Origin of the sequence: Pseudoalteromonas sp. NJ631 (genome assembly GCF_000276645.1) — a bacterium.
Classification (GTDB): domain Bacteria; phylum Pseudomonadota; class Gammaproteobacteria; order Enterobacterales; family Alteromonadaceae; genus Pseudoalteromonas; species Pseudoalteromonas piscicida.
On record NZ_AKXJ01000008.1, the window covers coordinates 21633 to 47148 of the forward strand.

General features: G+C 42.8%; 23 protein-coding genes. 5 read left to right on the forward strand and 18 right to left on the reverse strand.

Annotated features, from left to right (window positions below; genetic code table 11):
• Positions 1-11 precede the first annotated feature (11 nt).
• From A587_RS0114380 to norR, 5 genes are all read right to left on the reverse strand, one after another.
• Positions 12-3323, reverse strand: coding sequence for a response regulator (locus A587_RS0114380; RefSeq protein ID WP_017218143.1), 3312 nt, complete (start codon positions 3321-3323; stop codon positions 12-14).
• Positions 3320-4549: an ABC transporter substrate-binding protein gene (locus tag A587_RS0114385; protein ID WP_017218144.1), complete on the reverse strand. Its 1230-nt coding sequence runs from the start codon at positions 4547-4549 to the stop codon at positions 3320-3322. The genes A587_RS0114380 and A587_RS0114385 overlap by 4 nt, the downstream gene beginning before the upstream one ends.
• 151 nt (positions 4550-4700) lie before the next feature.
• A complete protein-coding gene (bfr, locus tag A587_RS0114390; protein ID WP_010374799.1) occupies positions 4701-5183 on the reverse strand; it encodes a bacterioferritin in 483 nt (160 codons plus the stop codon).
• Positions 5184-5186: 3 nt separating this feature from the next.
• Positions 5187-5657, reverse strand: a complete 471-nt coding sequence (gene bfr, locus A587_RS0114395; protein ID WP_010374801.1) for a bacterioferritin — start codon at positions 5655-5657, stop codon at positions 5187-5189.
• Between the two features lie 241 nt (positions 5658-5898).
• Complete coding sequence (gene norR, locus A587_RS0114400; RefSeq protein WP_017218145.1) at positions 5899-7461, reverse strand: nitric oxide reductase transcriptional regulator NorR; 1563 nt, start codon at positions 7459-7461, stop codon at positions 5899-5901.
• A 161-nt stretch (positions 7462-7622) separates the two neighbouring features.
• Here norR and A587_RS0114405 point away from each other — a divergent pair, with 161 nt between their 5' ends.
• The 5 genes from A587_RS0114405 to A587_RS0114425 all read left to right on the forward strand — a co-directional run bounded on the left by A587_RS0114405 (position 7623) and on the right by A587_RS0114425 (position 11569).
• A complete protein-coding gene (locus A587_RS0114405; RefSeq protein WP_010374807.1) occupies positions 7623-7847 on the forward strand; it encodes a hypothetical protein in 225 nt (74 codons plus the stop codon).
• On the forward strand, positions 7848-9065 hold the full coding sequence (locus A587_RS0114410; protein WP_017218146.1) for an NnrS family protein: 1218 nt from the start codon (positions 7848-7850) through the stop codon (positions 9063-9065). It begins immediately after the preceding gene.
• 25 nt (positions 9066-9090) lie between these two features.
• Positions 9091-10260 (forward strand): NO-inducible flavohemoprotein, encoded by a 1170-nt coding sequence (hmpA, locus tag A587_RS0114415; protein ID WP_017218147.1) that lies wholly within the window; start codon positions 9091-9093, stop codon positions 10258-10260.
• Positions 10261-10387: 127 nt separating this feature from the next.
• Positions 10388-10861, forward strand: a complete 474-nt coding sequence (locus A587_RS0114420) for a low molecular weight protein-tyrosine-phosphatase (RefSeq protein WP_017218148.1) — start codon at positions 10388-10390, stop codon at positions 10859-10861.
• Positions 10862-10924: 63 nt separating this feature from the next.
• Positions 10925-11569: a 2OG-Fe(II) oxygenase gene (locus tag A587_RS0114425; RefSeq protein WP_017218149.1), complete on the forward strand. Its 645-nt coding sequence runs from the start codon at positions 10925-10927 to the stop codon at positions 11567-11569.
• A gap of 40 nt (positions 11570-11609) precedes the next feature.
• Here A587_RS0114425 and A587_RS0114430 read toward each other — a convergent pair whose 3' ends face one another.
• The 13 genes from A587_RS0114430 to A587_RS0114495 form a co-directional block, all read right to left on the reverse strand.
• Entirely contained in the window at positions 11610-12899 is a 1290-nt protein-coding gene (locus A587_RS0114430; RefSeq protein WP_017218150.1) for a sensor histidine kinase, read from the reverse strand.
• An 8-nt stretch (positions 12900-12907) separates the two neighbouring features.
• Positions 12908-14248: a sigma-54-dependent transcriptional regulator gene (locus A587_RS0114435; RefSeq protein ID WP_017218151.1), complete on the reverse strand. Its 1341-nt coding sequence runs from the start codon at positions 14246-14248 to the stop codon at positions 12908-12910.
• 106 nt (positions 14249-14354) lie between these two features.
• Positions 14355-15557: an ABC transporter permease gene (locus A587_RS0114440; protein WP_017218152.1), complete on the reverse strand. Its 1203-nt coding sequence runs from the start codon at positions 15555-15557 to the stop codon at positions 14355-14357.
• A gap of 18 nt (positions 15558-15575) precedes the next feature.
• On the reverse strand, positions 15576-16889 hold the full coding sequence (locus A587_RS0114445) for an ABC transporter permease (protein ID WP_017218153.1): 1314 nt from the start codon (positions 16887-16889) through the stop codon (positions 15576-15578).
• Positions 16890-16892: 3 nt separating this feature from the next.
• Entirely contained in the window at positions 16893-17615 is a 723-nt protein-coding gene (locus A587_RS0114450; RefSeq protein ID WP_017218154.1) for an ABC transporter ATP-binding protein, read from the reverse strand.
• A 14-nt stretch (positions 17616-17629) separates the two neighbouring features.
• A complete protein-coding gene (locus tag A587_RS0114455; protein ID WP_017218155.1) occupies positions 17630-18886 on the reverse strand; it encodes an efflux RND transporter periplasmic adaptor subunit in 1257 nt (418 codons plus the stop codon).
• Positions 18887-19277: 391 nt separating this feature from the next.
• On the reverse strand, positions 19278-20675 hold the full coding sequence (locus A587_RS0114465) for an ATP-binding protein (protein ID WP_017218157.1): 1398 nt from the start codon (positions 20673-20675) through the stop codon (positions 19278-19280).
• A 181-nt stretch (positions 20676-20856) separates the two neighbouring features.
• The gene (locus A587_RS0114470; protein ID WP_017218158.1) at positions 20857-21435 is read right to left on the reverse strand and encodes a thymidine kinase; all 579 of its coding nucleotides are present in this window, start codon (positions 21433-21435) and stop codon (positions 20857-20859) included.
• 56 nt (positions 21436-21491) lie between these two features.
• Complete coding sequence (locus A587_RS0114475; protein WP_232288075.1) at positions 21492-22217, reverse strand: amino acid ABC transporter substrate-binding protein; 726 nt, start codon at positions 22215-22217, stop codon at positions 21492-21494.
• A 104-nt stretch (positions 22218-22321) separates the two neighbouring features.
• Complete coding sequence (locus A587_RS0114480; RefSeq protein WP_017218160.1) at positions 22322-22783, reverse strand: methylated-DNA--[protein]-cysteine S-methyltransferase; 462 nt, start codon at positions 22781-22783, stop codon at positions 22322-22324.
• Complete coding sequence (locus A587_RS0114485; protein WP_026001000.1) at positions 22780-24138, reverse strand: AlkA N-terminal domain-containing protein; 1359 nt, start codon at positions 24136-24138, stop codon at positions 22780-22782. The genes A587_RS0114480 and A587_RS0114485 overlap by 4 nt, the downstream gene beginning before the upstream one ends.
• A 142-nt stretch (positions 24139-24280) precedes the next feature.
• Positions 24281-24892, reverse strand: coding sequence for a superoxide dismutase (locus A587_RS0114490; RefSeq protein WP_017218162.1), 612 nt, complete (start codon positions 24890-24892; stop codon positions 24281-24283).
• A gap of 14 nt (positions 24893-24906) precedes the next feature.
• Positions 24907-25425 (reverse strand): hypothetical protein, encoded by a 519-nt coding sequence (locus A587_RS0114495; protein ID WP_017218163.1) that lies wholly within the window; start codon positions 25423-25425, stop codon positions 24907-24909.
• Positions 25426-25516 lie beyond the last annotated feature (91 nt).

Here is a 25516-nt window from a genome sequence, read left to right on the forward strand (position 1 = left end):
CAGTTACCCCCTTAAGTCGTTTCTTCTGTATCGTCTGAGGAAGCGTATTCGCTTTTGTATAGCCAATATTGTAGTTTCTCGCTCAGTGGCTCTTCCGAAATGGGTTTTGTGAGATAGTCATTCATGCCTGCATTTAGACACTTTTCCCTATCACCGGACATTGCATTGGCTGTCATGGCTAGTATTTTTACTCCTTGATAACTCTCACCTGCGGCTCCCTCTCGGATTAACTCGGTAGTCCGATAGCCATCCATTTCTGGCATCTGACAATCCATTAAAATTAGCTCAAATTGACATTCATCTTGATGTGACTTGAGCAGCTCAATAGCAAGCAGTCCGTTTTCGGCAACTTCAATATGGGTTATCCCCAATTTTTTGAGCATACTTAATGCGACAACTTGGTTCACCTTGTTATCCTCAACCAGTAGAATACGACAAGGTTTTGGCCACGTAAATTCGGTTTCGTTCGCCTTTCTTACCAGTTTCAGATAGTGACTCGTAACCAGTGGTTTCGCATTCGCCAACGCCTTGCCATCTTCAGCTAAAATGGTTAACGCATCAAAAAGGTCTTTGGTTGTCACGGGCTTTGGAAAATAGCCTGAATAGCCACGCTCCGCGTAAAACTGGCCATCCCCCTTGGTACCCATTTGCGTCATCATGATAAGCTTTATTGCTTTGAATCGCTTATCATTTTTTAGTGCAGCACCGAGTTGCTCACCCGACATGCCTCTAAGCGTCATATCCAATAAGGCGATATCAAACACATTTTTATCACGTTGGTATTCAGCTTCACACAGAGATAGTGCTTGTATTCCAGAGCTGGCTTTATACACATCCGCCCCCCAATGCCTCAATTGAGATTCCAAACTCGTCAAGGCGCAGAGATTATCGTCAACTAGGAGTATTTTGATCCCTTGCAAATCAACTTTTGCAGCTTCGAATTGAGTATTGTCACCATGGATCAAAGTCACGAAAAATTCAAATTGACTACCATGCCCAAACCGACTGCTCACGGTGATATCACCATCCATTAATTCACAGAGTTGCCTGACAATAGCCAGCCCCAACCCGGTTCCCCCATACTTTCTAGTAGTAGAGGCATCAACTTGAGAGAATTTAGCAAAAAGTCTATCCGCTTTGTCTTCTGGTATCCCTATGCCGGTATCTTCAACTGAGCAATGAAATCTCAGTTTATTGTCTACCTCACTGAACCAAGCCCGGATGATGATCTCGCCTTGCTCGGTAAACTTGATTGCGTTACTAATTAGATTGGTGATGATTTGTCGAATCCGGCTCGGATCCCCCTGCACCAATGGCTTTTCAAGTTGGGTAACATCTAGAATAAGTTCAAGTCCCTTTTTCTGTGCTTGCAACGCAACGGATTCAATCAGTTCGCCAAGCAATGCCCTAATATCGAAATCTAGTGACTCAAGCTCAAGCTTACCCGCTTCAATTTTAGAAAAATCTAAAATATCGTTGATGAGATTTAATAATGACTTGGCACTGCCCATTGCAAGACTCACTTTATGTAATTGAGCTTGTGTTAGGTGCTCATCTTCTAGCAGACTTAACATGCCTATCACACCATTCATTGGTGTGCGGATCTCATGACTCATTGACGCTAAAAACTCGCTTTTAGCTTGCGCGCCCTGCTCCGCCGCTTGCTTCGCTTGTTCTAGTTCCTTTTTCGCCTCAACAGCGGCGGTAATATCCTGTTGGATACCAACGAATGCCGTTAATTGATTTTGTTCGTTGAACACCGGAGAGATCTGCAAACTATTCCAAAATGCCTTTCCAGATTTGGTGTAATTGATCAATTCAACTTTGACGAATTCGTGAGCTATTATTGCTTCCCTGATTTCAACTAACGCTTGCTGTTGGGTATTTTCACCTTGCAAAAAGCGACAGTTTTTACCCAGTACTTCATCACCATATTCGGTGATTTGTTGAAATGTTTTATTCGCGAATACGATTGGTAATTCAGGCTTAGTCGCGTCAACTATCGTTATGCCGACATTTGCGCACTCTATTGCTTGAGCGAGTAAGTCATTTTGTTCCTTGGCCTTTTTCAGCGCTTCTTGGTGAAGCTTTTGATCGGTAATATCCGAAAGTGAACCAACTATCCGCTTCGCTTGTCCATCTTTAAGTGCCGCAGCACCTTTTAGCCAAAAATAGCGATAGCTGTTTTGCCTCGTTTTTATTCGGCACTCGACACCAAAAGGCTCTTCTTCTGTCATATGAAACTTAATTGAGTTTTCTAAATTGGGGAGGTCTTCTGGGTGGACTCGGTCAAATAAACTAGAAATATGCGCAGAGAATAAGGCTTGTGTCTCTTGCGAAAAGCCTAGTAAAGATTTGAATCTGTCTGAATAAAACACAGCATTCCGTTCAAGATCCCAGTCCCAAAGACCATCATCGCTACCAAATATTGCAAGTTTAAATCGCTCTTCACTGCGTTTGAGTGTTGTCCTTGATTCCTCTAGCTTTTTGAACGGGTTTAACAAAAGTTGCTTACCAAACAAATAGAGCAAGCCAAATGATAGGAATAGCCCAAAAGCAATAGCACCAATAAGATCCCACACAAATATTTTCACTTCGTCAGTGACCTGACTTTTCTCTACACGATAGTCCAATACTAAATCGGTGGAGCCAACATCGAGACTGCTTACACTAAAGTAAGTTTCAACTTTTTGGGTGTTAGAAAAGTTAATCCACCTGCCTTTTAGACCAATGCTATGAAAAGATGTGGATGATGAGGAGCTCAGCAGACTCTCTAAACTTGTAGAAAACTCGCCAATAAGTGCTCCCTCAGCAAAGCCGTTATAGTAAATCGGTACTGCTATTGTGAAATAGTGCAAGTTGCCAATCTGAGTGAGATCTATCGCACTGACCAGCTCTGCATTGATCACTTTATCGAGCCACTTTGGTTTTTGGCCTAACACTTCATGAGAATCAAAGTTTGCGTAAACCACATCGCCCAATACATTGATCACCATTAACTTTTCTTCTCTACCTATAATTTGAAAACTGCGCATAAAGTCTCGTAACTTAGCCGCGGAGAGCCCCGTGCCCATCGCACCATTTACGATAATAGGATGTAGAGAAAGGTCAGAGAGGATCTGCTTACGACTTTCAAGATACTGAGTTAAGTTGTTAACTGCGAGTTGAGCTTGGGTTTCATTCGTTTCTCTTACTAAATCTTCGACTATGACATTTGATCTCAGCCCAACAAAAAGTGCACTGAGCAGAAGTGAAACGATAGCCGTTAACCCTAAAAAGGTGTAAAAAGCGCGATTACTCGTTAAGGTGAATTTAGTTTTCAATGCGACCCCGGGTAACTATAAACTAGTTTAATACTGCCATTAGACTGGTACTGTCCCATACACAAGTCTTGCACGGTTAGCGCTTCATGGGCTGAATCTTTTTTTTCACTCCAGACACTAAAAGGCCGTTGATACGTTTTTACTAGACCGTTAACCGGCGATTGCAAATCCTCAAATGCGCTTTTTAACAAGGCTCTGTTGGTCGCGACCGAATCTGTCAGTTTTATTTGCTCTGTTGCCGCAATAAGAAGCTTAGCAATGTCATAGCCATGGATAAATCCGGGAGCTGCTTGAACAAATCCATGCTTGGCAAACTCGGTCGGGAAAAGCTGTTTTGCACGATTAAATACCCGTGCCGAAAACGCACTTAATGGTTTATTCTCAAAAGAAAAACAGCTTTGTAGGACCGCCAATGAGACATCTGCAGATAGCTTATCCCCAACCACTTTAAAAAAGTTACCCGCAGTTACCCCCCAATGACTAACAATGGGCAGACGCTGCGCCTCGTCAATACTTGCCATGGCTTTTACAAACTCAGCGCCCTCAATCGCATTGCCAACAAAAATGATACATTGCGGCTCACTTTCAATAATATTATGGACCATGATCCGTGCTTCATTCTCTTGTGTTGCCCAGTTAAACCAAGATACGGGCAGCGCGCTGTTAGGCTTGGCCGTTTTATATTCTGCTAGCAATGTGTCGTAATTAGAGCGCCCCCATGCGGTATCCTCAAGGAGTAAATGAGGTGCAACACAACCTTGTTGCTTTGCATAATTGATGAGTACTTTACCCGCTTTGGTGTCATCCACAGAAAGCCTAAAAATCCAATTACCCTTACTCGGGTATCTTGTAATTGGTCCACCAGCGGCCCAAGGAACCAACAGCAGCGCTTCACCCTCATTGATAAATTTACGAAATTTAATATAAGGAGGAGAATGAACACCACCAAGCACAAGTAAGGCATTCGGGTCTTTTAAAAATTGCTTAAAGTGAAGCAAGCTACGATTACTATTACCACGATGGTCTTTGGCCACTAATTCAATCTTATAACCTTGGATTTGATTATCTACTTCATCTAATGCGGTTAAAAATCCCATTTTTATCGCTTCGGCTGACTCATTTAAATTAGAATAATCAGCGTCATGATAAATACGAAACACTTGCTTGGAGTTTGCTGCGAGACAAACTGAGCTCAGGAGGCAGAAAAACAGTAATAATATTTTCATCGTATTACTAATAACTCAACACATAACTAAACTTTAGTTCAAATCATTGTGATTGCTTAATTTTATAGCGAATACCTTGCTCGTTATAAATCACCAAGACAATTCATGGTGCACAAAGAAACCGCACCAAAGGTAGGCGCGGTGGTTGGGATCATTCAGGGCTATTAGCAAGTTGGCTCTGAATGTAGTTTGGTAAACCAATTAATTTGATTAAATTGATATGTTGTTCAAGCCAATAAATGTGATCCATTTCGGTGTCATCTAGCAGGGTTTCGAGCATTTCACGGGTAACATAATCTTGCGCTTGCTCACACACTGCTATCACCTTTTTCAAATGATCTTTTACCAGAATTTCCGCAGCCAAGTCATTTTCTAGCATTTCTTTCACGTCAGCACCGACGTGAATTGGCGCACGAGAAGCAGTATCTGGCGTGCCTTCCAAAAACAAAATGCGCTCCGTGATCCGCTTAGCGTGATCAAGCTCTTCTTCGTATTCGTGAGATAACTTATGGTGTAGCTTTTCCAGTCCCCAATCTTCATACATTTTGGCATGAGCCAAATATTGATCCATAGAAGAAAGCTCAAGCGTAAGTTGCTTGTTGAGTAAGTCGATAACGGTAGAATTGCCTTGCATAACTTACCCCTCAATCTGCGATTGCAGATAGTTTTCAATGCCGGTATTTTTGATTAAGAAGTGCTGCGTTTCGAGCCAATCCACATAGCCCTCTTCATATTCAAGAATGTCTTCTAGTAGCTCTCGACTAACATAATCCTGTTCGTGTTCACACAGCGCAATTGCATCGCGCAAAGTCGGAAGCTGATCGAGTTGAAACGCCAAGTCGCACGCCATCATCTCTTCGGTATGCTCACCTATTCGTAACTTTTCTAAATGCTGGAGGTTTGGTAACCCTTCAAGGAATAATATGCGCTCGATAAGATCATCTGCTTGCTTCATGTCCTTGATAGATTTTTTATATGCTTTCTCGTTTAGCTCTTCAAGCCCCCAATTTTTGTACATTCTTGCGTGTAGAAAAAACTGGTTTATCGATGTTAACTCTAGCGTAAGCACTTGGTTTAGCGCTGTTATGACTTGCTTATTACCCTGCATAGGGCCCCCTAATAATGTCGAGTGACGCCCTATAACCCTAGTTCAATATTTATTCTTCGCAAGATTAAATAAAAATAACAGTTTTCTTAATATACCCTTTTAAAATAAACAACTTATAAGAGTATTAATAACAATTTTCATTACATTTAGGATTTCATTTTTTGAACCGCTTGTATTCAATCAAAACTCAGAATAAAAAATTTTCTAAGTTATTGAAACTCATAAAAGCAGCTTCGGTTACTCAACTCATCTGCTTTTTAACATCCAACCCTAAACGCTTTGCCAGTCGAACTAAATTTGCTCTATCCATTTCCAGCTCTCTCGCAGCTGCCGACCAATTAAACCCATGACGTTCCATCGCGTTAACGATCATGTCTTTTTGTAGTAGCTCGACGGCGAATTTCATGGCGACAGGAGGTGTTTTCTCTTGCGTGGTAAGGCACTCAGCCTGCTGAATTTGTTGATGGTGTTTTGGCGCGATATCTATGTCATGGATCTCAATGATATTAGCATGCCACTGTTGATGCTTAGCTTTTAACGCTGCACGACTGACACAATGTTCAAGCTCTCTGACATTGCCCGGCCAGTCGTAATGCATTAATCGGCTGAGTGCTTGCCTATCCATCACCACTTGTTTTGCGTTGAGCGTGCCTCTTAGCTGCTCTAAAAAGAATCCAACCAGCAGCGGGATGTCATCTAGCCTTTCGAGTAGTGGAGGAACAAATAAAGGATACACACTCAAGCGATGATAAAGATCAGCCCTAAATTTTCCGCGTCTCACCTCTTCTTTTAAATCACGATTAGTCGCAGCAACCACTCTAACATCGACAATATGAATACGATCAGCACCTACCGCTTGCACCTCACCGCTTTGCAGCACACGTAATAGTTTGCTCTGTAAAGTCAGACTCAGCTCGCCAACTTCATCCAAAAACAGCGTGCCGCCGTCCGCGGCTGCAAATTTGCCTAATCGGTCTTTATCGGCCCCGGTAAACGCGCCTTTTTTGTGACCAAAGAGTTCACTTTCTGCTATCGAGTCAGGAAGTGCCGCACAGTTAATTTGTACGAACGGTTTGTCATTTCGTTGGGAGTTAAAGTGTACGTGTTTTGCTACTAACTCTTTACCCGTTCCTGTATCACCTTGAATAAGCACATTAAATTCAGAACCAGCAACCAGTTCAATTTCTGATTTAAGCGAGTGCATCACCGCACTCTCTCCTACCAAGATTTGCTTTTTAACGGACTTTTGGGATTGAGTAAGGGTAGATGCACGTGCTTGCTCATAGAGGCACTCAGCTTCAAACATACGTAATGCACTACTTGAGACAATTGCTTGTAGGGTTTTCATATAAACCTCAGACAAGTGCTCAAAGCTATCAGGTTTAAGACAATCGAACGTCATCAATAAGGTGCTACTTTGCAGCGCGACCTTAAATCCCATGCAGGCATGCACTGGTAAGCGACTTTCTTCGGCGAGCAACAGACCATCGTAAGGGTCGGGTAAGTCGCTATTGGCAGGAAAACTAACTAGTTCGTCAGACTCGAAAATGGACATCAATCTAGGTTGCTCTGTAAGCAAAAATTGCCGCCCAACAGCGTCCGCACTCAACCCATTGCAAGCTAGGATAGTTAATGCATGCTGATCGCCATAGAGAATGGCGATGGCATCAGCGGTAACAGATTGACTCAATGCTGATAGCAAGGACTTAGCGTATTGCTTAACCTCGCGACCCTCTTGCGCCAACGAAAGTCGTGACAACGACATACTAAGCTCAAGCAATTTGGAGAGCGCTAACGAATTCATGTCAAAAAGACTCAATTTATTCAAATAAACACCATTTAAGATAGGTCAATTTGACTCAAACATCAATAAGAGAATACTAATCCAATGATTTATAAAGCATTTTAAAGTTGGCGTGACACCTGCAATGTGCAGTCTATATATCAACATTCGCAGAGTTAACGATGAGCCGCGCATACCAACTTTTAAGATATAGCAACATCGCCATTTTCACTTCACTCGCAGCGTTTATGCTGTCACTGCAAGTGAGTTTTTTTAGCGTTGAAAGCTTCAGCCTCTTCTCACAAATTGCAGCACATATTAGTACTATCGTATTGGCCGCCTTGATTAAGCTTGCCTACGTCATCCGCCTTGTTTGTCTATACCACCTAGGTTTGGAGGTTAAATAAATGAGCTTAATCCAGCTAGAAGAGCCCAGTCCAAAAGCCGTGTGTTGGTATACACCATCTACTTGGCCCGTGTTGATGCTCGGCTTTAGAGCGCTATTTTTACTCGCAGGCTTATTCGCTGTCGTGAGTATTTCTGTATGGGCTTTATTACTCAATGGTAATGTTGTTTGGCGTAATGATTACCCAGCGACCTATTGGCACGCCCACGAGATGCTGTTTGGCTTTGGCGGTGCAGTCGTCGCCGGATTTTTGCTAACCGCAGCAAAAAATTGGACGCAAAGACAGACATTACATGGTGGCGCACTGCTGTCACTCTGTATTATTTGGTGTGCCGCTAGACTGAGCTTTTTTGTGGCAAATTCATCAGTCATCATCACCTTGCTACTACAACTGGGTTTTTGGCTCATTGTACTAGTCAATTTAACGACCGTAATTGTTGATGCAAAATCCAAAAACAATCGTGTTTTTATTTTTGCTGTAAGCATGTTGTGTGGCTGCAACATCGTATTTTTGATTTTACTTCACAACCAGCACTTTTTATTGCTAAGCGCTATAAGCCAAGCAACGCTTATTGCTTACATGCTGTTGATTGGTGTAGTGGGTGGCCGCGTTATTCCATTTTTTATTGCCCGAGGACTACAGCAAGCACAAAAACCACATACTCCAAGGTTAGATAGAACGATCTTTTACCTCGCCATCATCTGCGTTTTCACCTATATCCTGCAGTTTACGATACAAAATACTCACTATTTAAGTGCTGCACTACTGCTCCTTGGTCTACTGCACTCGGTAAGAGCAATTTATTGGTTTAAAAGTAAATTATTTAACGTACCACTGCTTTGGTCACTGTACCTGTCATATTGTGCAATCGCAGTGGGTTTAATACTTAGCGCATACAACAATACCTTTGCACCAGAGCATTTGCGCAGCCATCTTCACTTAGTGGCAATTAATGGCATGGGATTAATGATCTTAGCCATGATGACTCGCGTTACCTTGGGACACACAGGTCGACTATTACAAGTAGGCACGACAACTACGCTGGCATTTATCTGTATCGCGATATCAGGTCTTATCCGCGCCTTCCTTATTCATTTTATAAACCCACACAATGCATGGCTAATAAGTGCAGTGGCTTGGGTTTTTGGTTTTTTGCTTTTTTTCATTACCTTCGCGCCCATGCTGATACAAAAACGCGTCGATGGGCGAATAGGTTAACTCTACTCTCAAATTGGAGATATTAATGCTTACACACAATACGATTGAGTTGGTAAAACAAAGTGCACCGCTATTGGCTCAGGTCGGTCCTGAAATCACCGCCAAGTTTTATCATCGGATGTTCAATCAACACCCAGAGCTAAAAGGGGTATTCAACCAATCCCATCAGGCTTCGGGAAAACAGCCATTGGCACTATTTTCAGCATTAGCGGCCTATGCCAATTACATTGATCAACCAGAAGTGCTCAGTGACGCCATTTTACGTATTAACCATAAACACGTTAGCCTTGGGATTTTACCGGAGCAATACGCTATTGTTGGCCAGCATTTAATTGCAACACTCAAAGCCGAGTTCAGCGAGCAATTCACAGACGAAATAGAGCAAGCTTGGCTTAGTGCCTACCAGTTTTTAGCAGATTTATTTATCACCGCAGAGCATGGCCTTTATCAAACCGCGCTTAAGCAACAAGGTGGATGGCAAGGAACTCGTGAATTTACGATTGAAAAGGTGATAAGCAATACTGCAAATATTAAAAGCTTTTATCTCAAACCAGTCGACGGTAAAGCCCTACCTCATTACCAAGCTGGGCAATTTGTTTCTGTCTTTGTACCAAAAGAAGTGGCAGGGTTTCAGCAGATCCGCCAATACTCTTTGTCTGTTGCCCCTAATGGTTCGTACCTTAGAATTTCGACTAAACACGACGGTGCTGTATCGCAATACCTTCATTCGCTTAAGGCGGGTGACATCCTCAAGCTCACTCCCCCCGCTGGAGACTTTGTCAGACAACATACAGCCAGTCCAAAGGTATACATTAGCGCTGGGGTTGGAATAACCCCGATGCTTTGCATGCTGGGCGTTCATAGCCAACATTCACCTGAAGTCGAAGCGCACTTTTTACACGCGAATAAAACCGACCATGACTTAGGTTTCAACCAAGAAATCAATGAACTTGGTAGCAATATCCGAGATTTTAATGTGGTTACTTGGTTGGAGTCAGAAGCCGACAGTGCGCATTCCGGACTGATGGATATCAACGCAATCAAAGATACTTTGCCGCTCACAGACGGAGAGTTTTACCTATGCGGCCCAGTTGCCTTTATGCGCTTTATCAAAACCCAATTGATGAATGCCGGTGTACAAGCCGAGCAAATATTCTATGAGGTATTTGGTCCTCACGAAAATCTTCCAAACTAACGAGTTAAATTTGGCGTCCTAATACGATTGGTATTAGCGGCGCCTTATATTTTGCTCTGAATTAAAAAATCGGTAGACTTGGAGAATGAATACTATTGGTATAAAAGCGTACTTGAAGGACAACAATATGAGCGCAATTTCTAGTATCTTAGTCGTCTGCATGGGTAATATCTGCCGCTCTCCAACTATGGAGGCGGTATTAAAGCATAAACTCGCAGCAACAGAGTTAACAACCCGTATCGATTCCGCTGGCACCATTGGCTATCATCAAGGTAACCCTCCAGATCCACGAAGTGTCGCAGCAGGCAGCGCAAGAGGGTATGACCTTTCAGGCATATCAGCGCAGCAAGTAAAACCCAGTGATTTTGAAGATTACGACTTAGTTTTGTGTGCAGACAACGCTAATTACCGCGACCTACTCTCCATTTGTCCTAACGACTTAGTGCATAAAGTTCAGCTGTTTTTAGCGTTTGGTGACATGAGTGAGCATGAAGTGCCTGATCCATATTATGGCGGTGAACGTGGCTTTGAACATGTGCTTGATTTAATCGAAGTAGCCTGTGAAATCATCATTAACAAAATTCGCTTATCGACAAGGTGAAATTAACTCGCTGGATCGGTACCAAACAAAGCGGTAAAAAGACCTTTTTCAGAGGCGCCGCTATTGTTAGATTTAGACTTAGAATTTCCGTTCGAGAAATTAGCTCAGGACTTACAAACCACAGGCATTAGTATTTTGCCAAATTTCGTCAGTCCCGACTTTTTATCCAAGTTAGAATTGAGAATAGCAGAGCTCAGCAGTGACGACTTTAAGCAAGCTGGAATTGGTCGTTTAGCCTCTCACGAGCAAAATAAGAAAATTCGCAGAGATAAAATTCACTGGTTAGACACCAGCAATGAGTTGGAGTCTGTTTGGCTCAACTACATGAGCGAGCTAAAGGCCTATTTGAACAGACGGCTGTTTATGGGACTATTTAGCTATGAAAGCCACTTTGCCATTTATCCTCCTGGGGCGTTTTACAAAAAGCATATGGACGCCTTTAAGGGAAAGACCAACCGAATTTTGACCACAGTATTGTACTTAAACCAGTCTTGGGCGTCAGACAATGGTGGCGAACTAGTGGTTTACAATCCCGATAATCACGACGAAATACTCACTACGGTGCTGCCAAGTTACGGCACACTAGTTACCTTTTTAAGTGATGAATTTCCTCATGAAGTACTGGTTGCCAACGAAAAGCGCTATTCAATTGCAGGGTGGTTTAGGGTTAACACCAGCATTAACCATTCGATTGATCCACCAAAATAATTGATGAGCTCAGTCTTAAGTTTATTATCCTGAGTTAAACTCAGGATAATTTGTTCGGTAACCGAATTTCGACGCACAAGCCTTTACCTTCGCGATTATAGAGGCTGATCTTACCGTTGTGTGCTTCCACAATTTCTCTGCACAGCGCTAAACCAAGCCCTGTTCCCGACGCTTTGGTAGAGTAAAATGGAATTAAGGCATTCGCCATCACGGTGTCACTCATGCCTTCACCTCTATCAAGCACCCAAATATAAACCTCGTCGCTGCGCTGCTCAGATTGAACACAGATTTCCTCTATCTCTGAGCCAGACTCGGTCGCATTCTTTATCAAATTAATAAGTAACTGTTCTAACTGTGTCGTGTCTGCCTGTAATTGCGTTTGACTAAGCTGATATTGGAATGACCAATGGCTTTGCAGCCGCTCACACAAAACCTGCAAATCCACAGATTCAGTGTTTGGCAAAGGAAGTTTGGCGAACTTACCATAGCCCTGAACAAACTCGCTAAGGTGCACAATGCGCTCTTCTATCGTCGCAAAGACTCGGCTTAGTCTAGGTTCATCCACGCGTTCAGCCAAGATCTGCCCGCTGTGCAACATAGATGAAATTGGCCCTAATGAGTTGTTTAACTCATGGCTAATGATGCGGATCACTTTCTTCCAAACTTGCACTTCTTGGCGGCTCAACTCTCGAGTGAATTGCTTAAAAATATATAATTTGTGAAAGTGGTTGTTGAGTAATAACTCACCGTTGGCGAGATGCCACATTTGCGACTCACCACTGCTGTTTTGTATTGAGAACAAGCCATCAAGTTGGTTGTTTGCAGCTTGCTGAAGTTCATCGGGAACTTCAGATAACAACTTACTAAAACGCTCACCTTCAAGGCGATGCTCAGAGTTAAAAAACGTTTTTGCACTATTGTTAGCAAATACCACCACATCCTGTGAGTCGACGAGGACAAGTATCTGAGGTGACGACTCTAGCACTTTATCAAGCATCAGCTCACGCTGATAAATCCATTGTTTTTCATCTCTCAGCTGCTTTGCTGTTTCATTGAATAACTGACACAGTCTACCGAGCTCATTGTTAGCGTTATAGGTAATGGACGTAGAAAATTCGCCATCCTTAAAGTTCATCAAGCCGACTTCTAACGCCTCCCACCCCGCTTTATTTTCACGCATTAATAGTTTATACAACAGTAGTGCAACACTGACGGAGCCCAGTACTATTACAATGAAGCCACTGTGGTCATCGAGTAAGAACCATAAAGGAATAAGGCCAATAATAATACTGATGGCAATGATCAATGCATGTTGTTGCGAGGTCGTCATTATTGTCCTTAATATTCAATGCCAAACTTTTGCAAGCGACGATAAAGCGCTTGTCTACTCATGTTAAAATGTCGCGCTACTTTCGCAATCACACCAAGGTGAGTCTTGAGCGCCTGCTCCAATTCTTCTTTACTGGGTTCTCTTATGGTTTGCGAGGCGCTAACTTGTAGTGTATTTGCCTGCACATCAAGACCAAAATCCTTAGCACTGAGCTCGCCATCAGGATTCAATACCGCCGCACGTTTACAGGCATTTTCAAGCTCCCGTACGTTTCCAGGCCAAGGGTGTTCACATAATGCTTGCTGGGCATCCGAAGTAAGTCCTCTTGCAGGTAAAAAATGCGCGACCAAAGGTAAAATATCATCCACCCGCTGTGACAACGCGGGTAAGTTTAGCTCGATGACATTTAAGCGATAATATAGATCCTCACGGAATTTCCCCCCTCGAATATCCGCTAGCAGATCCGCGTTCGTTGCTGAGATGACACGAACCGAAACTTTTTTTGTCTCGACTGACCCTAGCCTCTCAAACTCGCCACTTTGCAAAACACGTAGTAATTTTGTTTGTCCTGGGAGAGGTAAATTACCAATCTCATCCAAAAATAACGTGCCTTTATCTGCGGCTTCAAAGCGACCAATACGCTGCTTATTCGCACCGGTATATGCACCACTCTCAGCACCAAATAACTCAGCTTCGATTAAGTCACTTGGGAGCGCGCCTGCATTCACTTTGACAAACGGTTGGTTTTTTAGTGGTGAGTTCGCTTGAATGATCTCCGCGATTTTTTCTTTACCGCTACCATTTGGACCGGTTATTAACACTGACACATCAGATTTAGCGACTTGCAGCGCCATATCTATGACTCGCTGCATGGCCACCGATTTATACACAAACCCGCATAAATCCGCACCTTGATTAAACTGTTGGCGTTCTTGTTCAGCACGTTCAAAGTTTGCAACTTGCTTATGTGCCTCACCAAGCGCAACGAGATTTGCAATTGTGGTGAGTAACTTTTGATCGTCCCACGGCTTAGCTAAATAGTCTGCCGCTCCTGCTTTTACCAGCTCAACCGCAGTGGTGAGCTCAGTCCAAGCCGTTAATAAGATAATAGGCAGTGTTGCATTTAATGCTTTCAATTGGTGAAATAGCGCAGCCCCCTCCTCTCCTGAGGTGGTGTCTGCACTAAAGTTCATATCTTGGATAACTAGTGCAATTTGCTGAAACGACACCACTTTAATTGCTTCTAACGGTGAGCACGCGGTAACCACTTGATAATCATGCAGCTCTAGTAACAATGACAGTGCATCAAGCACTGCAGGATTATCATCCACAATTAAGATTTTATCCATATGACTTTATTCTTGTTATTACGTGTTACCTATACTAGCACAACTAATACAAGGCAAGTTAAGTAATACCAACTAGGCTGCTTACACAACCTAGTTGGTATAAAGGTTATACACTTCTTGTCGCGATACTCGGTGAAATGTTCGCCGCCTTCTTAGCAGGAAAAATAACTGACGCGATACAGAGCACGATAAGCCCAAGCGCTGTTATCAAAATATAGCTTACCTCTAGCGGTGGCACTGAATACAAAGACATTAGCTTTTGTCCTAGAAAAATCGTAGCCACAGTGCCAAGCACTAAGCCAATTGCACAAACAATGAGGTTTTCTACCACAAAGTAACGAACAATTGCAGACTTACGCGCACCCAAAGCTCTGCGAGTACCAATCTGTTTAGTACGTTTACTGATATTAAACTGAGTAAGACCAAATATTCCCAGCGCCGTCACGACGACTAATGCTGTGATTAGCACTAGCAACATTCTTAGCATCAATAAGTCTTTCGAATTGTACTTTCCTTTCACCTCATCAAGTCCTTTAATGCCTGTGATCACACGACTAGGATTTTCTTGAAGCAGCGCCGACTCTATTTTTTTCATTACTTCGTCGCGCAAACTCGGATCAGTGCGAACTAAGAAATCTTGAAATCCGTTCGCATTCACCATGGGGAAAATAATTAAGCGATCAGCATTTTTAAAGCGCGGCCAAGCATTAGTCATACGCTCAACAATCCCTACGACTTTTAACGGGCCACCACCATAATAAATCGTTTGGCCCAATCCTTTACCCTCACCAAATATCTCGTCCGTAAAAGCCTTACTGGCAATAACAACATCAGGTTGCTTAGCGTATTCACTTGAGATCAAGACATCACCAGATGTGAAATCACGGCCTTCTAACAATTTAACGCCCAAGGTACGGATCACTTGTTCATTGGCGTATAAATGCCCCGAGTTTGTATGTTTACCATCGTCTTCAGGGGTTAAGCTGAATCCTGAATTGCTACCTCCTCCTGAAAGCGGAACCGAGCTCACTCCCACGGCTTCTATAACTCCAGGGATACTTTTTAGTATTCTCTCATCAACGATAAGCTGTTGGTTTGCATCTATCTTGTCGTCAAACGACATGACACTGAAGGTGATTATCGACTCTTCTGGATAGCCAGTTGGCTTATTGAGATAGGTGACGCGCTCACTAATAATCGACAGTGAATTGCTGACAATTGCCAACGTCAAGGCAAGTTGTAGGATCGCAAGTACGGCACCGACTTTAGAGCGCAATAACGCATTGATAATAGGTTTTAATTCCAACATGGGACTCTCCTTATTGCCTTATTGCACTTTTAAATAAGTAGCAGGTGATGTTTTACACACTATCCAAGCTGGGTAAAGCCCAGCAAGAATACAAGTCACAATAGCGATGCTCGGCGCTGCTAACAGCATAGAGACATCCATCGTTGCAAGACTTTCGTAGACATGGCTAGTTTTACGGATCCCCCATAAGCCAAGCTGAGCAAAAACTATCCCTATCACTCCCCCCATAAAACCAAGCAACGCCACTTCAACCAAGTGTTGGTAAAACACCTGGTTTTTACTTGCGCCAAGTGCTCTTCTTACGCCAACATCAGGGGCACGTTTAAGAAATTTCGCCAGTAACAATCCAAGAATATTGGCTAAGCAAACAGCAAGGAACATAAAACTTAAACCAATCATGACTTTGTTATCTTCACTAACCACATTATTGTACTCAAGCCATTCAGTGACATTTCGAAGTGAAAACTCTCGTGTTTTACGGTTAAATCTCCCCAAATCTTGTTGGCTTTGGATGTAATTATCAAGTTGTGTTTCCAACGCTTGTTGTTCTTTTTCATTCTCTAATTCAACCCAAAACTGAGTCCAAAGCATTTCTGAATTCATTTTGTCCGTGAAGTTGTTAATCTCTTCTCTCTTCCAGCCATTCGTATTTCCCCAAGTATCAATCTCATAAGCTGCCGCGTGACTGAAGGGAATGAAGATACGTTCGGCATCAGCAAATGCGCCATTGTTTAAGTCATACATTTTGACGTTTGGCTGCCACTCCTTAGTTACCCCAACTACTTGATATCTGCGCTGCGCTAAATAAATACTTTCTCCAACCACATCACTGCGGCCAAATAACTTTTGTGCGATAGTTTCGTCAATTACCACCACAGGTGCAGCGTTGTCGGCTTGGCTTTGGCTCCACACTCCACCATACAAAAAATTCAACTCAAACATGGCAAAAAACTCTCGGGTTATTAGCCGTGTCGTTTGCAGCATAGGGCTCACTTCGGGGTTGTTTACATGAACCGCAAAACCGGATTTAAACATCGCAACTTTTTTGTCGATATTTAGCGTTTGATAGAGGTTTTTCGCATCTAAAAATGTCAGCTGAAAGGGTATATCATCCGCTGAATGATAGGTTTCTCCCTCGTCCATCACTTGTAGTTGTACAGCATAGAGTTTGCTGCTTTTACTTGGAATTGGATCGGCAGACATCATGTGATACACAGACAAACTCACCATAGTAACGCCAATGCCAATAGCAATGGCCAGCGCCATTAGGCTAGTTGCAAGTGGCGTGGCTTTGAGGCTACGCCATGCCAAATCAAGGTAATGGGCAAACATAACTTACGCTCCTACCTGAGATTTCAACGCTTGTGAAGCAGCATCTTTACCTTGATATAAAGTAAAATCGGCAACCTGTCCGTCTACAATTTGGATGTTTCTTGGTGTACGCCTTGCGAGTTCCGGGTCGTGGGTAACCATTACTATCGTTGCGCCGTCACGGTTAATTTGTTCTAGTAATTCCATCACCTGACGCGCCATTAAACTATCTAGATTCCCCGTTGGCTCATCGGCGAGTAAAAAGCGAGGCTCACCAGCAAGTGCTCTTGCGATAGCTACACGCTGTTGCTGACCACCGGACAACTGTTGTGGCAAATGTTTTGCGCGGCCAGCAAGGCCAACTTGCTCTAGACAGTTTTCAATTCTGCGCTTGCGCTCAGCTGCCTTGACACCACGATAGCGTAGTGGCACTTCAACATTTTCGTACAAGTTTAAATCTGGGATAAGGTTAAAGCCTTGAAAAATAAAACCGATTTTTTGGTTTCGCAGATCAGCTCTTTGATTGTCGTTAAGCTTACCAACATCAATTCCATCTAGCATATATTGGCCACTAGAGTACCCCTCTAGCATCCCAGCAATATTTAAGAAGGTCGTTTTACCTGAGCCTGAAGGGCCAGTTACCGCGATAAACTCTCCTTCATTTACTTGCAGGTTAAAATCTCTGAGTGCGTGTGTTTGTACCATATCAGTTTGGTATACTTTGCCGATATTATTCATAACTAACATTATTATTTTCCTTCTTATCTTAATAAGATGCTGGGCGCACGTTCGAATGCGTCGTAACTACTGATGATGATTTGATCGCCTTGCTTTAAGCCGTTAAGCACTTCAACTTCACTGATGCTTGAGGTACCGGTGGTGATCTCAATTCGCTCAGCGATATCACCACTTAGCTTGTAAGCGATGTGCCCACCTTCACTCATAAAAGCACCACGTTTAACCATTAAGGTGTTTTCTTTGTGCTCTAGTAAAATCCGAGCAGACAAACGTTGATTTTGTCTAATGCCATCAATGTTTTCGTCCGAAAAGCGTACTCGAGTGGTGACTTCACGGTTATTAACTTCTGGGGAAATCGCAGATAACACGCCAGAAATATTTTGGTTGCCAATCCTGAGCTCGACAGCCATCCCGAGTCCAAGCTCTGCCGCATAACTTTCAGGGACCTGCAGCTCTGCTTCATAAGCACTTAAGTCAACGAGTTTCATCAACCCCTGATTGGCATTAACAAGCGCATTTTGATCGACTAATAAATTACCGACTATGCCTGAAACCGGCGCAATCACATCTAAACTTGCAACTTGACGTTTTAATTCTTCAACAATTAAACGTTGCCGCTCTAGCTGATTCTCAACAGATTTAAGTTCAAAAGCCAAGGTATCTTTGCCTAGCGCAACTTCTTGCTCTGCATGATTGAAGTTTAATTTTGCCCGCGCTAGGTCGTCTTGCGCTTCTTCTAAATCAATTTGGCTGATGAGATTTTTTTGGATTGACAACTGAGCACGTCGGTCTTCTCTATCTGCCGCTAATAGTTCGACACGAGCGAGATCTAAGGAGCGATTTAACGCCAAGTTTTGGCGTCTGACATCCAACTTCTTCCCTTCAAGTTCACCACTCAGTCTTTGCAGCTCAGCTTCTTCTTGTTGGAGTCGGTTAGTTAAGGTTGGGCTTTTGACCGTGGCTAGTACTTCACCTTGAGTCACGCTATCACCCGCTTTAACCTGTAAAGAGACATAACCTTGCTCCGGACTGTAAATTTGTGGTGCATTTGCAGCAACGACAAAACCTGTGGCGGCAATATCGCGGGTAAACTCACCGAAAGTCACGGCTGCAATTTGTACTCTATCTTTGGCCACGGAGCTACTCGCACTGGGTCCACTAAACACAACTTGTGCGCTAAGCGCTGCAATAATTACAACACCCGAAAATACAAGACCAAGCTTCTTTTTAGATTTACCTGTCTGGATCATTTCATCTTGGCCGCTTGTGTCTTTGATCATAATGATTCTCCTCGAATTAACGAGTCAAATACCGCCACTACCGTTGCTACAGCCAACATCATCAAGGGTGAAATTAAAAAAGCAGTACTTAACCACATAACGTATCTTCTTTATTAGTTTGTATACAGTAATAGAGGCTAACTCTGTGCCAAAACTTAAGGCGTTGATTATATTGATTTATTATATTTTAAAAGAAGGGAAGATGTGTCCGCGGACAGAAAAAGTGTCCGCAGCGGACACTCTGTACTTAAAGTTATAGTGCGCTATAGGTGTTAGTCGTCACCTTTTTGCATCTAAATATAGATAACTTGAGGATTGGATAGACAACGAGCTAACTGATTTGTTTAAGCTCAGATTTAATAACTGGAGAGTGTATTAACCAGAATGGAACTCAAATAAGTGGCAAATTTATAGTCGCTCTGGTGCCTTTACCGATAGTAGATTTTATGATCAGTTCACCACCGTGAGATTTAATGATATTAGATGCGATAGTTAACCCAAGCCCTACATGTTTTTCTGATGCTTTAGTGGTATAAAACGGATCAAATACTTTATGTACCAGCTTATCAGCAATCCCTTCACCACAATCGAAAATATCGATAGAGAGCGTTTGCTCCTCAACTTTCGTGTTGATTTTAATAGCCTTGCGCATTCTACCCGTACTTTCCAAGGCGTTCTTTATGAGGCAGTAAATACTGTGTTCTAGGAGTGCTGGGGCACAGTGCAATTCAAACCATTCTCCTTTTTCAAATTCAATCAGGCTCAAGTTTGTACCATCCAATTCCAAATTAATCATCACAGAATCCATAATTTGAGAATAGAATTCTACTTGCTGAAACTGAGTTTGATTGCTCTCAAAAAACACACTCAGCTCTTTAACAATCAGTTGAATTCTGTCGAGTCCCGAGTGCATTTCAGCCATCACATCATCACTTTCACTCAAAGCCCAGTTTAGCTGATATTCTTTTTCCAATTCACTCAGCGATTTTGCACATTCAGGCGAGAGTTGCGAATTATTTGCCAAAAATTGCCAAGCTCGATACAACTTAACCAACGAACTTTGTACAAACTCTAAGTTACTTTTCAAGTACGCAAGCGGATTATTAATTTCATGGGCTACACCCGCAGCAAACTGCCCTACCGACGCGAGCTTTTCTGATTGGATCAAGGCTTGCTGCTGTTCGGCAATGCGGTTATACGCCTCTCTTAAGGCATCATTTGATGATTCAAGTTCTTGGGTGCGATGCTTGACCTTTTCTTCTAACCCTTCGTTAAGCTTAGTTAGTTCATCGGTCAACAACTCAAGTCGATTTAAATCTCGATAAGAGCGCAGTGAGCTGGTTAACATAGTGAATAAACGAGATTTGGTGAGGTCAGTTTTATTTTTATAGTCATTGATATCATAGCGCAGCATGACTTCATGCTCCGGCACACTGCCGGGCTGACCAGTACGAAGTACTATTCTTACGTTATGATAGCCAAGCTCTTCACGTATGTATTGCGCACATTCTAAACCTGCTTCTTCGCTTTCCATGATGACATCGAGCAACACTAATGCCACATCATCTCGATTGCTAAGGATATCAATCGCTTCTTTTTTGCTATAGGCATGAAGTAACTCGAGCGGTTTTAATTCAAACCGATAAGCCGTTAACACAAGTTTAGTCACATCATGCACTTCAGGTTCATCATCGACAATCAACACGACCCAAGGAGATGCACACTCGTCTAGGCTTTGTTCATCAGACTCTGAAACGTTTAAGAATGATAATGGCTGCTGCTGACTCATTAAAATGACACCCTTACTCCTATTTCTTAAGGATGGTACAAATCCGCAGGTTTACCAAGTTATTCGAATCAAAAAATCGTATTAATATGGGACTATGGTAGGAAAAAATACTGAGTAACGATTGAACAGAATGTGTACTGCTAAGAAGCTGCTCTTTGCAGTACACTAAATTTGAATTTGCTTATGTGTTTAACGCATCTTTATAGTGTTTTCTGCAAAGAGAAACGTACCTATCGTTACCACCAATCACAACTTGATCGCCATCCGCAATAGCTTTGCCGTGCTCATCGGTGCGAAGCACTCGGTTTGCTTTGCGACCGCAGTGACAGATGGTTTTTAGCTCAATCAATTTATCTGCCCACGCCAGCAAATATTGCGAGCCTTCGAACAGCTCACCACGAAAATCGGTTCTTAGACCATAGCATAATACCGGGATCCGCAGCTCATCGACGATATCCGTCAGTTCTGCGACTTGAGATTTTGTTAGAAACTGACACTCATCCACCAATACACAGTCAATTTTACTCTCGGTATGGGCAGACATCAGTAATGCTTTCACATCTGTTTGGCTTTCAAAAACCTGCGCTTCAGCTTCTAAACCGATACGCGAGGCTACTTTGCCTACACCAGCACGGTTATCAATTGCAGCGGTGATAATAAACGGACGCATGCCCCGCTCTCGGTAGTTAAATGCCGACTGCAATAAAGTCGTAGATTTACCGGCATTCATTGCCGAATAGTAAAAATAAAGCTGGGCCATAATAGATATTTCAAAATAAAAATTCGCGCTAGTTTACTGGCTAACGACTAAAAGATCTATTGCTTATCCATTTGGGTAGGTTGTGAGTGCAAGTACTCACTATATAAGGTATCGAGGTTAATAAGCTGACTTGCACGCCACACTTTCCAACTTAACTCTGGGTGCTGCTGATAAAATAGTTCAGAAAATGCCATAAAACCAAACGACGTTTCTAAAGGTGGAAAAACGGCTTCTAAGTGGTTAAAAGGTGGTGATAAGGTGATTGGCATATTACCGATTTGGCAAAGGCCAATGGTCGCATCAAGTAATTCATTTTCAACCAGTGCAATAGCATGCTCCAACGAGTCGGTTTCGAATATAGAAAAGTGCTTCGGCATACTTTCTCGAATAGCATAGCCACGAGGGACAGCGAGTTCTATTTCTTTGCTCAGGTTTAATGTTGCTTTATTCGTTTTGCTTTTGAGTAAACAAGTGCTGATCCGATTAATTGCATATTGTTGAGCAATAGTGCCATCGGGATTCTTTGGATACGCCATTTGCGCTTCTCTAGACGCTCGGTGGCTCGCCACTACAGCATCAACTTTGCCATTTTCCAGCTCATGCAAGCAACGGCTCCATGGCTTTCGAGTGTAAGTGAAGCTCACCTCTTTTACGTGCTCGTCAAGCTGTTGCACTATCTGGATCGTGACACCTGGATTTGCCGATGGAACAGTTTGTCCTGCGCCATGGATAAAAGGTGGAGCATGTTTATCTTCATAACAAAAGCGTACCTCTGTTGCCATACTGACCCACGAAGTAAAAACGCAAAAGGCGATAAATAAAAGTCTCAACATTCACTCCAAACATGTAGTCAATCGAAATAACAACGATTAACCACTAGTATACTCTATTTTTTGAAGCTCACTCCCTCGTGTTGCAACAACCACTCTTTCGCTTCAAGTCCGCCAGCATATCCTGTTAGTTTGCCATTTGCACCAATAATGCGATGACAAGGCACGATGATACTAATTGGATTTTTGCCGTTAGCAGCGCCAACGGCACGGACAGCATTTTTGTTACCTAAGCGCTGTGCTATCCAACCATAGCTATGCGTTTCACCAAATGGTACTTGTGCCAGCACCTGCCAGACTTGCTTTTGAAAGTGCGTACCATCCACATCAAGTACCACATCAAAGCGCCGACGTTTGCCAGCAAAGTATTCAGTTAACTGTTCTTTTGCCATTTCTGTATGCCGATTTTCCCCTTGCTCGTAGCGCGTTTTTGGAAAAAATCCGACATACCGTAAGCCATCATTGGATGCTTGTATTATCCACTCTCCAGTGGGCGAGGCTAATGTAGTTTCAATCATAATTGTTGCCATAGTTGAAAAGTTAAATAAGAACGAAAAGGAGCACACTTTTCGATATCTATTGTTTTTAAGGATTTTTCCATTGCCTTTTTGACACCCAAATCACCACCCAAGTAAATGTCTGGGTGACTCAATCCGCGCATTTTTGCATAGTCGACGGTCCAAGGGCCTATGCCTTTAATATTTAACCAGTTATCAAGTTCAACATGTTCCAAATCAACATATTGCTCAGCAAAAGCTTTAATAGCCGCTTTTCGTCGCTCAGGCATTTTGAAAAAGGCAAGATCACTATCAAATACAGCCTTAGGCTTAGGGAAATAACGCATGCTATCTTCAGCCACCTCACCAAGTGTTTCAACTAATAAAGCAAGTAAGTTTTTCGCCGCTTGAACACTGATTTGTTGACCCAAAATAGCTCTCATTCCTGCTTCAAACTCATTCCAGATCCCGGGTAATCTAAGCCCCTCTTGTAACGGCAAATCAGGCGCGGCTTCATGAAGATGAGACTCAATAAAACAGGTGTCCGCATCTAGATCTAACACACGTCTGATCTGAGCAATCATCGGAACTAACAAGGATAAATCGGATAGCGCGATAGCCACTTTAAAGCGATGTTTTTCAGGTTCGATAGTCGCGGTGAAACGCCCTGTTTCACCTTGTATCATCACGGTTCGCCCATAACTATATTCTGTTAACCACTCGATACCTGGCACAATTCTCATCGCCAAAAACTGCTGCATTTTGTCCCAGTTGTACGGCGGTCGATAGGACAAGTAAATCGCAATGGCAGAGCCACTACCTGCGTCTTTTCTGAGTTGACTGGGTGATAACTGATACAGCTTTTGAAATGCATCATTAAAGCGTCGCAATGAGTTAAACCCGGCGGCAAACGCGACTTGCGTGACAGGAAGGTCACTTTGCTGTAATAGCTGCTTAGCTAAGTCACATTGCTTATAAAGTGCATATTGTTTGGGGCTGGTACCAAAATATTGATTGAATACTTTATTTAAGTAACGGACCGAAATGCCTAACCTATCGGCTAAATCTTCTGTCGAATGACGTATTAAAGCTCCCTCATCGATTAACTTTTTGGCTCTGACTGCGGTTGTTTCCGTGCCAAGCCATGCATAACTACCAGGTGCACTATCGGGACGGCAGCGAATACAAGGTCTAAAGCCTGCTTGCGCAGCATTGTGGGCAAACTGAAAATACTCTACATTTTTTTCTTTTGCAGCAGGTGCTGGACATATTGGCCGACAATAAATGCCGGTGCTTTTAACCGCAACAAAAAACAATCCATCAAATCTAGCATCTCGACTATTCCTAGCTTGAGAACAAACCTCTGGTGTATACATGACTTTCGCTCGTACTTCGTTTTCACTCAGTCTAATAGCTATCACTATAGCAAACTAGCCATTTTTGGTACTCAACCATGTTTGGAGTATTCATGAAAAAAGCCCGCTAGGGGCTTAACTAACTGAGGAAATAAGAAAAGTACTAACCTATTGCTTGATTATATCTGCGCTCGACTTCTGACCAATTAATGACGTTGTAAAAAGCCGCGATGTATTCTGGTCGACGATTCTGATATTTGAGGTAATAAGCATGTTCCCACACATCTAAACCCAATATTGGGGTGTGCTGCTCCATGTAGGGACTGTCTTGGTTGAGACTACTCGTCACCGCTAACTTGTCATTTTCATCTACAACTAACCATGCCCAGCCACTGCCAAACCGACTGACAGCAGCGTTTGTAAATTCAGTTTTAAAGCTATCAAAACCACCGAGCTCACTTTCTATCGCCTGTTTTAACGGCCCGTCACATAGAGGCGCATAATTTGGAGTCATAATTTGCCAGAACAAACTATGGTTATTGTGCCCGCCAACATGTTCTTGCACTGCTTTTTGTAAGTTTTCAGGTAACGTTTTAATATTTCTCAGCAACGTTTCAGTGTCTTTACCTGCGAACTCTGTCCCCTCTAACGCGGCGTTTGCTTTATTTATATATGTCTGATGATGCAAAGTATGATGGATCTCCATCGTTTTCGCGTCGATGTGTGGTTCCAGTGCATCATATGCGTACGGTAACTCAGGTAAGGTATAAGCCATTCGACCTCCAAATGTTAATGTAAAACGCGAGAATGCAGGTGCGTTACCAGCATCGCTTCGTTAATTTGATGAATAAGCTCAGGTAAGTGAGGATAGCGTTTTGCAAAATGGATCAACTCTTGTCGAGTTTTATGCAAATGATGCAAGACGATAGGTGCAAGTTCGTGGTTATATTCAAGGTAGGTTGCATGTATCTTCAGATGGATTGAGATAAGTTGCTGGCACGCTCCATTTGGTTGATCAAGCGCAATAAAGGTGTCAGCTAGATTATGCGCGGATACGACGACAGCTGGCAAACTATGCGCTATGGCATTCATCACGACATTGTCTTTTTGACATAATAAAAACTCATCTAAAATACCTGTCGCGAGTGTCAATGCAACCTGATATTCGTCACGGGCACGCAGAAATATTTGCGCTTGATATGCTTGATTACCTGAGAGTATTTTAGCTTGCCAAGGTGACAGCACTGAAGATAACGCGCAAGCTCCGCTGGCTAAGCGATTTGCACTAAGGTCCATGCGATTTTTCATATTCTACCCTATTACCGAACTAGCTTACTTGTGCAAGCAAACCAGTATGAGCTATTGGGGCACTATACGATCACATAAACATTAATGCAAA

Coding starts and splice junctions, on each gene's coding strand:
- A587_RS0114385 (WP_017218144.1), bottom strand. CDS start 4,549: ATGAAAATATTATTACTGTTTTTCTGCCTCCTGAGCTCAGTTTGTCTC.
- bfr (WP_010374799.1), bottom strand. CDS start 5,183: ATGCAAGGCAATTCTACCGTTATCGACTTACTCAACAAGCAACTTACG.
- bfr (WP_010374801.1), bottom strand. CDS start 5,657: ATGCAGGGTAATAAGCAAGTCATAACAGCGCTAAACCAAGTGCTTACG.
- norR (WP_017218145.1), bottom strand. CDS start 7,461: ATGAATTCGTTAGCGCTCTCCAAATTGCTTGAGCTTAGTATGTCGTTG.
- A587_RS0114405 (WP_010374807.1), top strand. CDS start 7,623: ATGAGCCGCGCATACCAACTTTTAAGATATAGCAACATCGCCATTTTC.
- A587_RS0114410 (WP_017218146.1), top strand. CDS start 7,848: ATGAGCTTAATCCAGCTAGAAGAGCCCAGTCCAAAAGCCGTGTGTTGG.
- hmpA (WP_017218147.1), top strand. CDS start 9,091: ATGCTTACACACAATACGATTGAGTTGGTAAAACAAAGTGCACCGCTA.
- A587_RS0114420 (WP_017218148.1), top strand. CDS start 10,388: ATGAGCGCAATTTCTAGTATCTTAGTCGTCTGCATGGGTAATATCTGC.
- A587_RS0114430 (WP_017218150.1), bottom strand. CDS start 12,899: ATGACGACCTCGCAACAACATGCATTGATCATTGCCATCAGTATTATT.
- A587_RS0114435 (WP_017218151.1), bottom strand. CDS start 14,248: ATGGATAAAATCTTAATTGTGGATGATAATCCTGCAGTGCTTGATGCA.
- A587_RS0114440 (WP_017218152.1), bottom strand. CDS start 15,557: ATGTTGGAATTAAAACCTATTATCAATGCGTTATTGCGCTCTAAAGTC.
- A587_RS0114445 (WP_017218153.1), bottom strand. CDS start 16,889: ATGTTTGCCCATTACCTTGATTTGGCATGGCGTAGCCTCAAAGCCACG.
- A587_RS0114450 (WP_017218154.1), bottom strand. CDS start 17,615: ATGTTAGTTATGAATAATATCGGCAAAGTATACCAAACTGATATGGTA.
- A587_RS0114455 (WP_017218155.1), bottom strand. CDS start 18,886: ATGATCAAAGACACAAGCGGCCAAGATGAAATGATCCAGACAGGTAAA.
- A587_RS0114465 (WP_017218157.1), bottom strand. CDS start 20,675: ATGAGTCAGCAGCAGCCATTATCATTCTTAAACGTTTCAGAGTCTGAT.
- A587_RS0114470 (WP_017218158.1), bottom strand. CDS start 21,435: ATGGCCCAGCTTTATTTTTACTATTCGGCAATGAATGCCGGTAAATCT.
- A587_RS0114475 (WP_232288075.1), bottom strand. CDS start 22,217: ATGGCAACAGAGGTACGCTTTTGTTATGAAGATAAACATGCTCCACCT.
- A587_RS0114480 (WP_017218160.1), bottom strand. CDS start 22,783: ATGATTGAAACTACATTAGCCTCGCCCACTGGAGAGTGGATAATACAA.
- A587_RS0114485 (WP_026001000.1), bottom strand. CDS start 24,138: ATGTATACACCAGAGGTTTGTTCTCAAGCTAGGAATAGTCGAGATGCT.
- A587_RS0114490 (WP_017218162.1), bottom strand. CDS start 24,892: ATGGCTTATACCTTACCTGAGTTACCGTACGCATATGATGCACTGGAA.
- A587_RS0114495 (WP_017218163.1), bottom strand. CDS start 25,425: ATGAAAAATCGCATGGACCTTAGTGCAAATCGCTTAGCCAGCGGAGCT.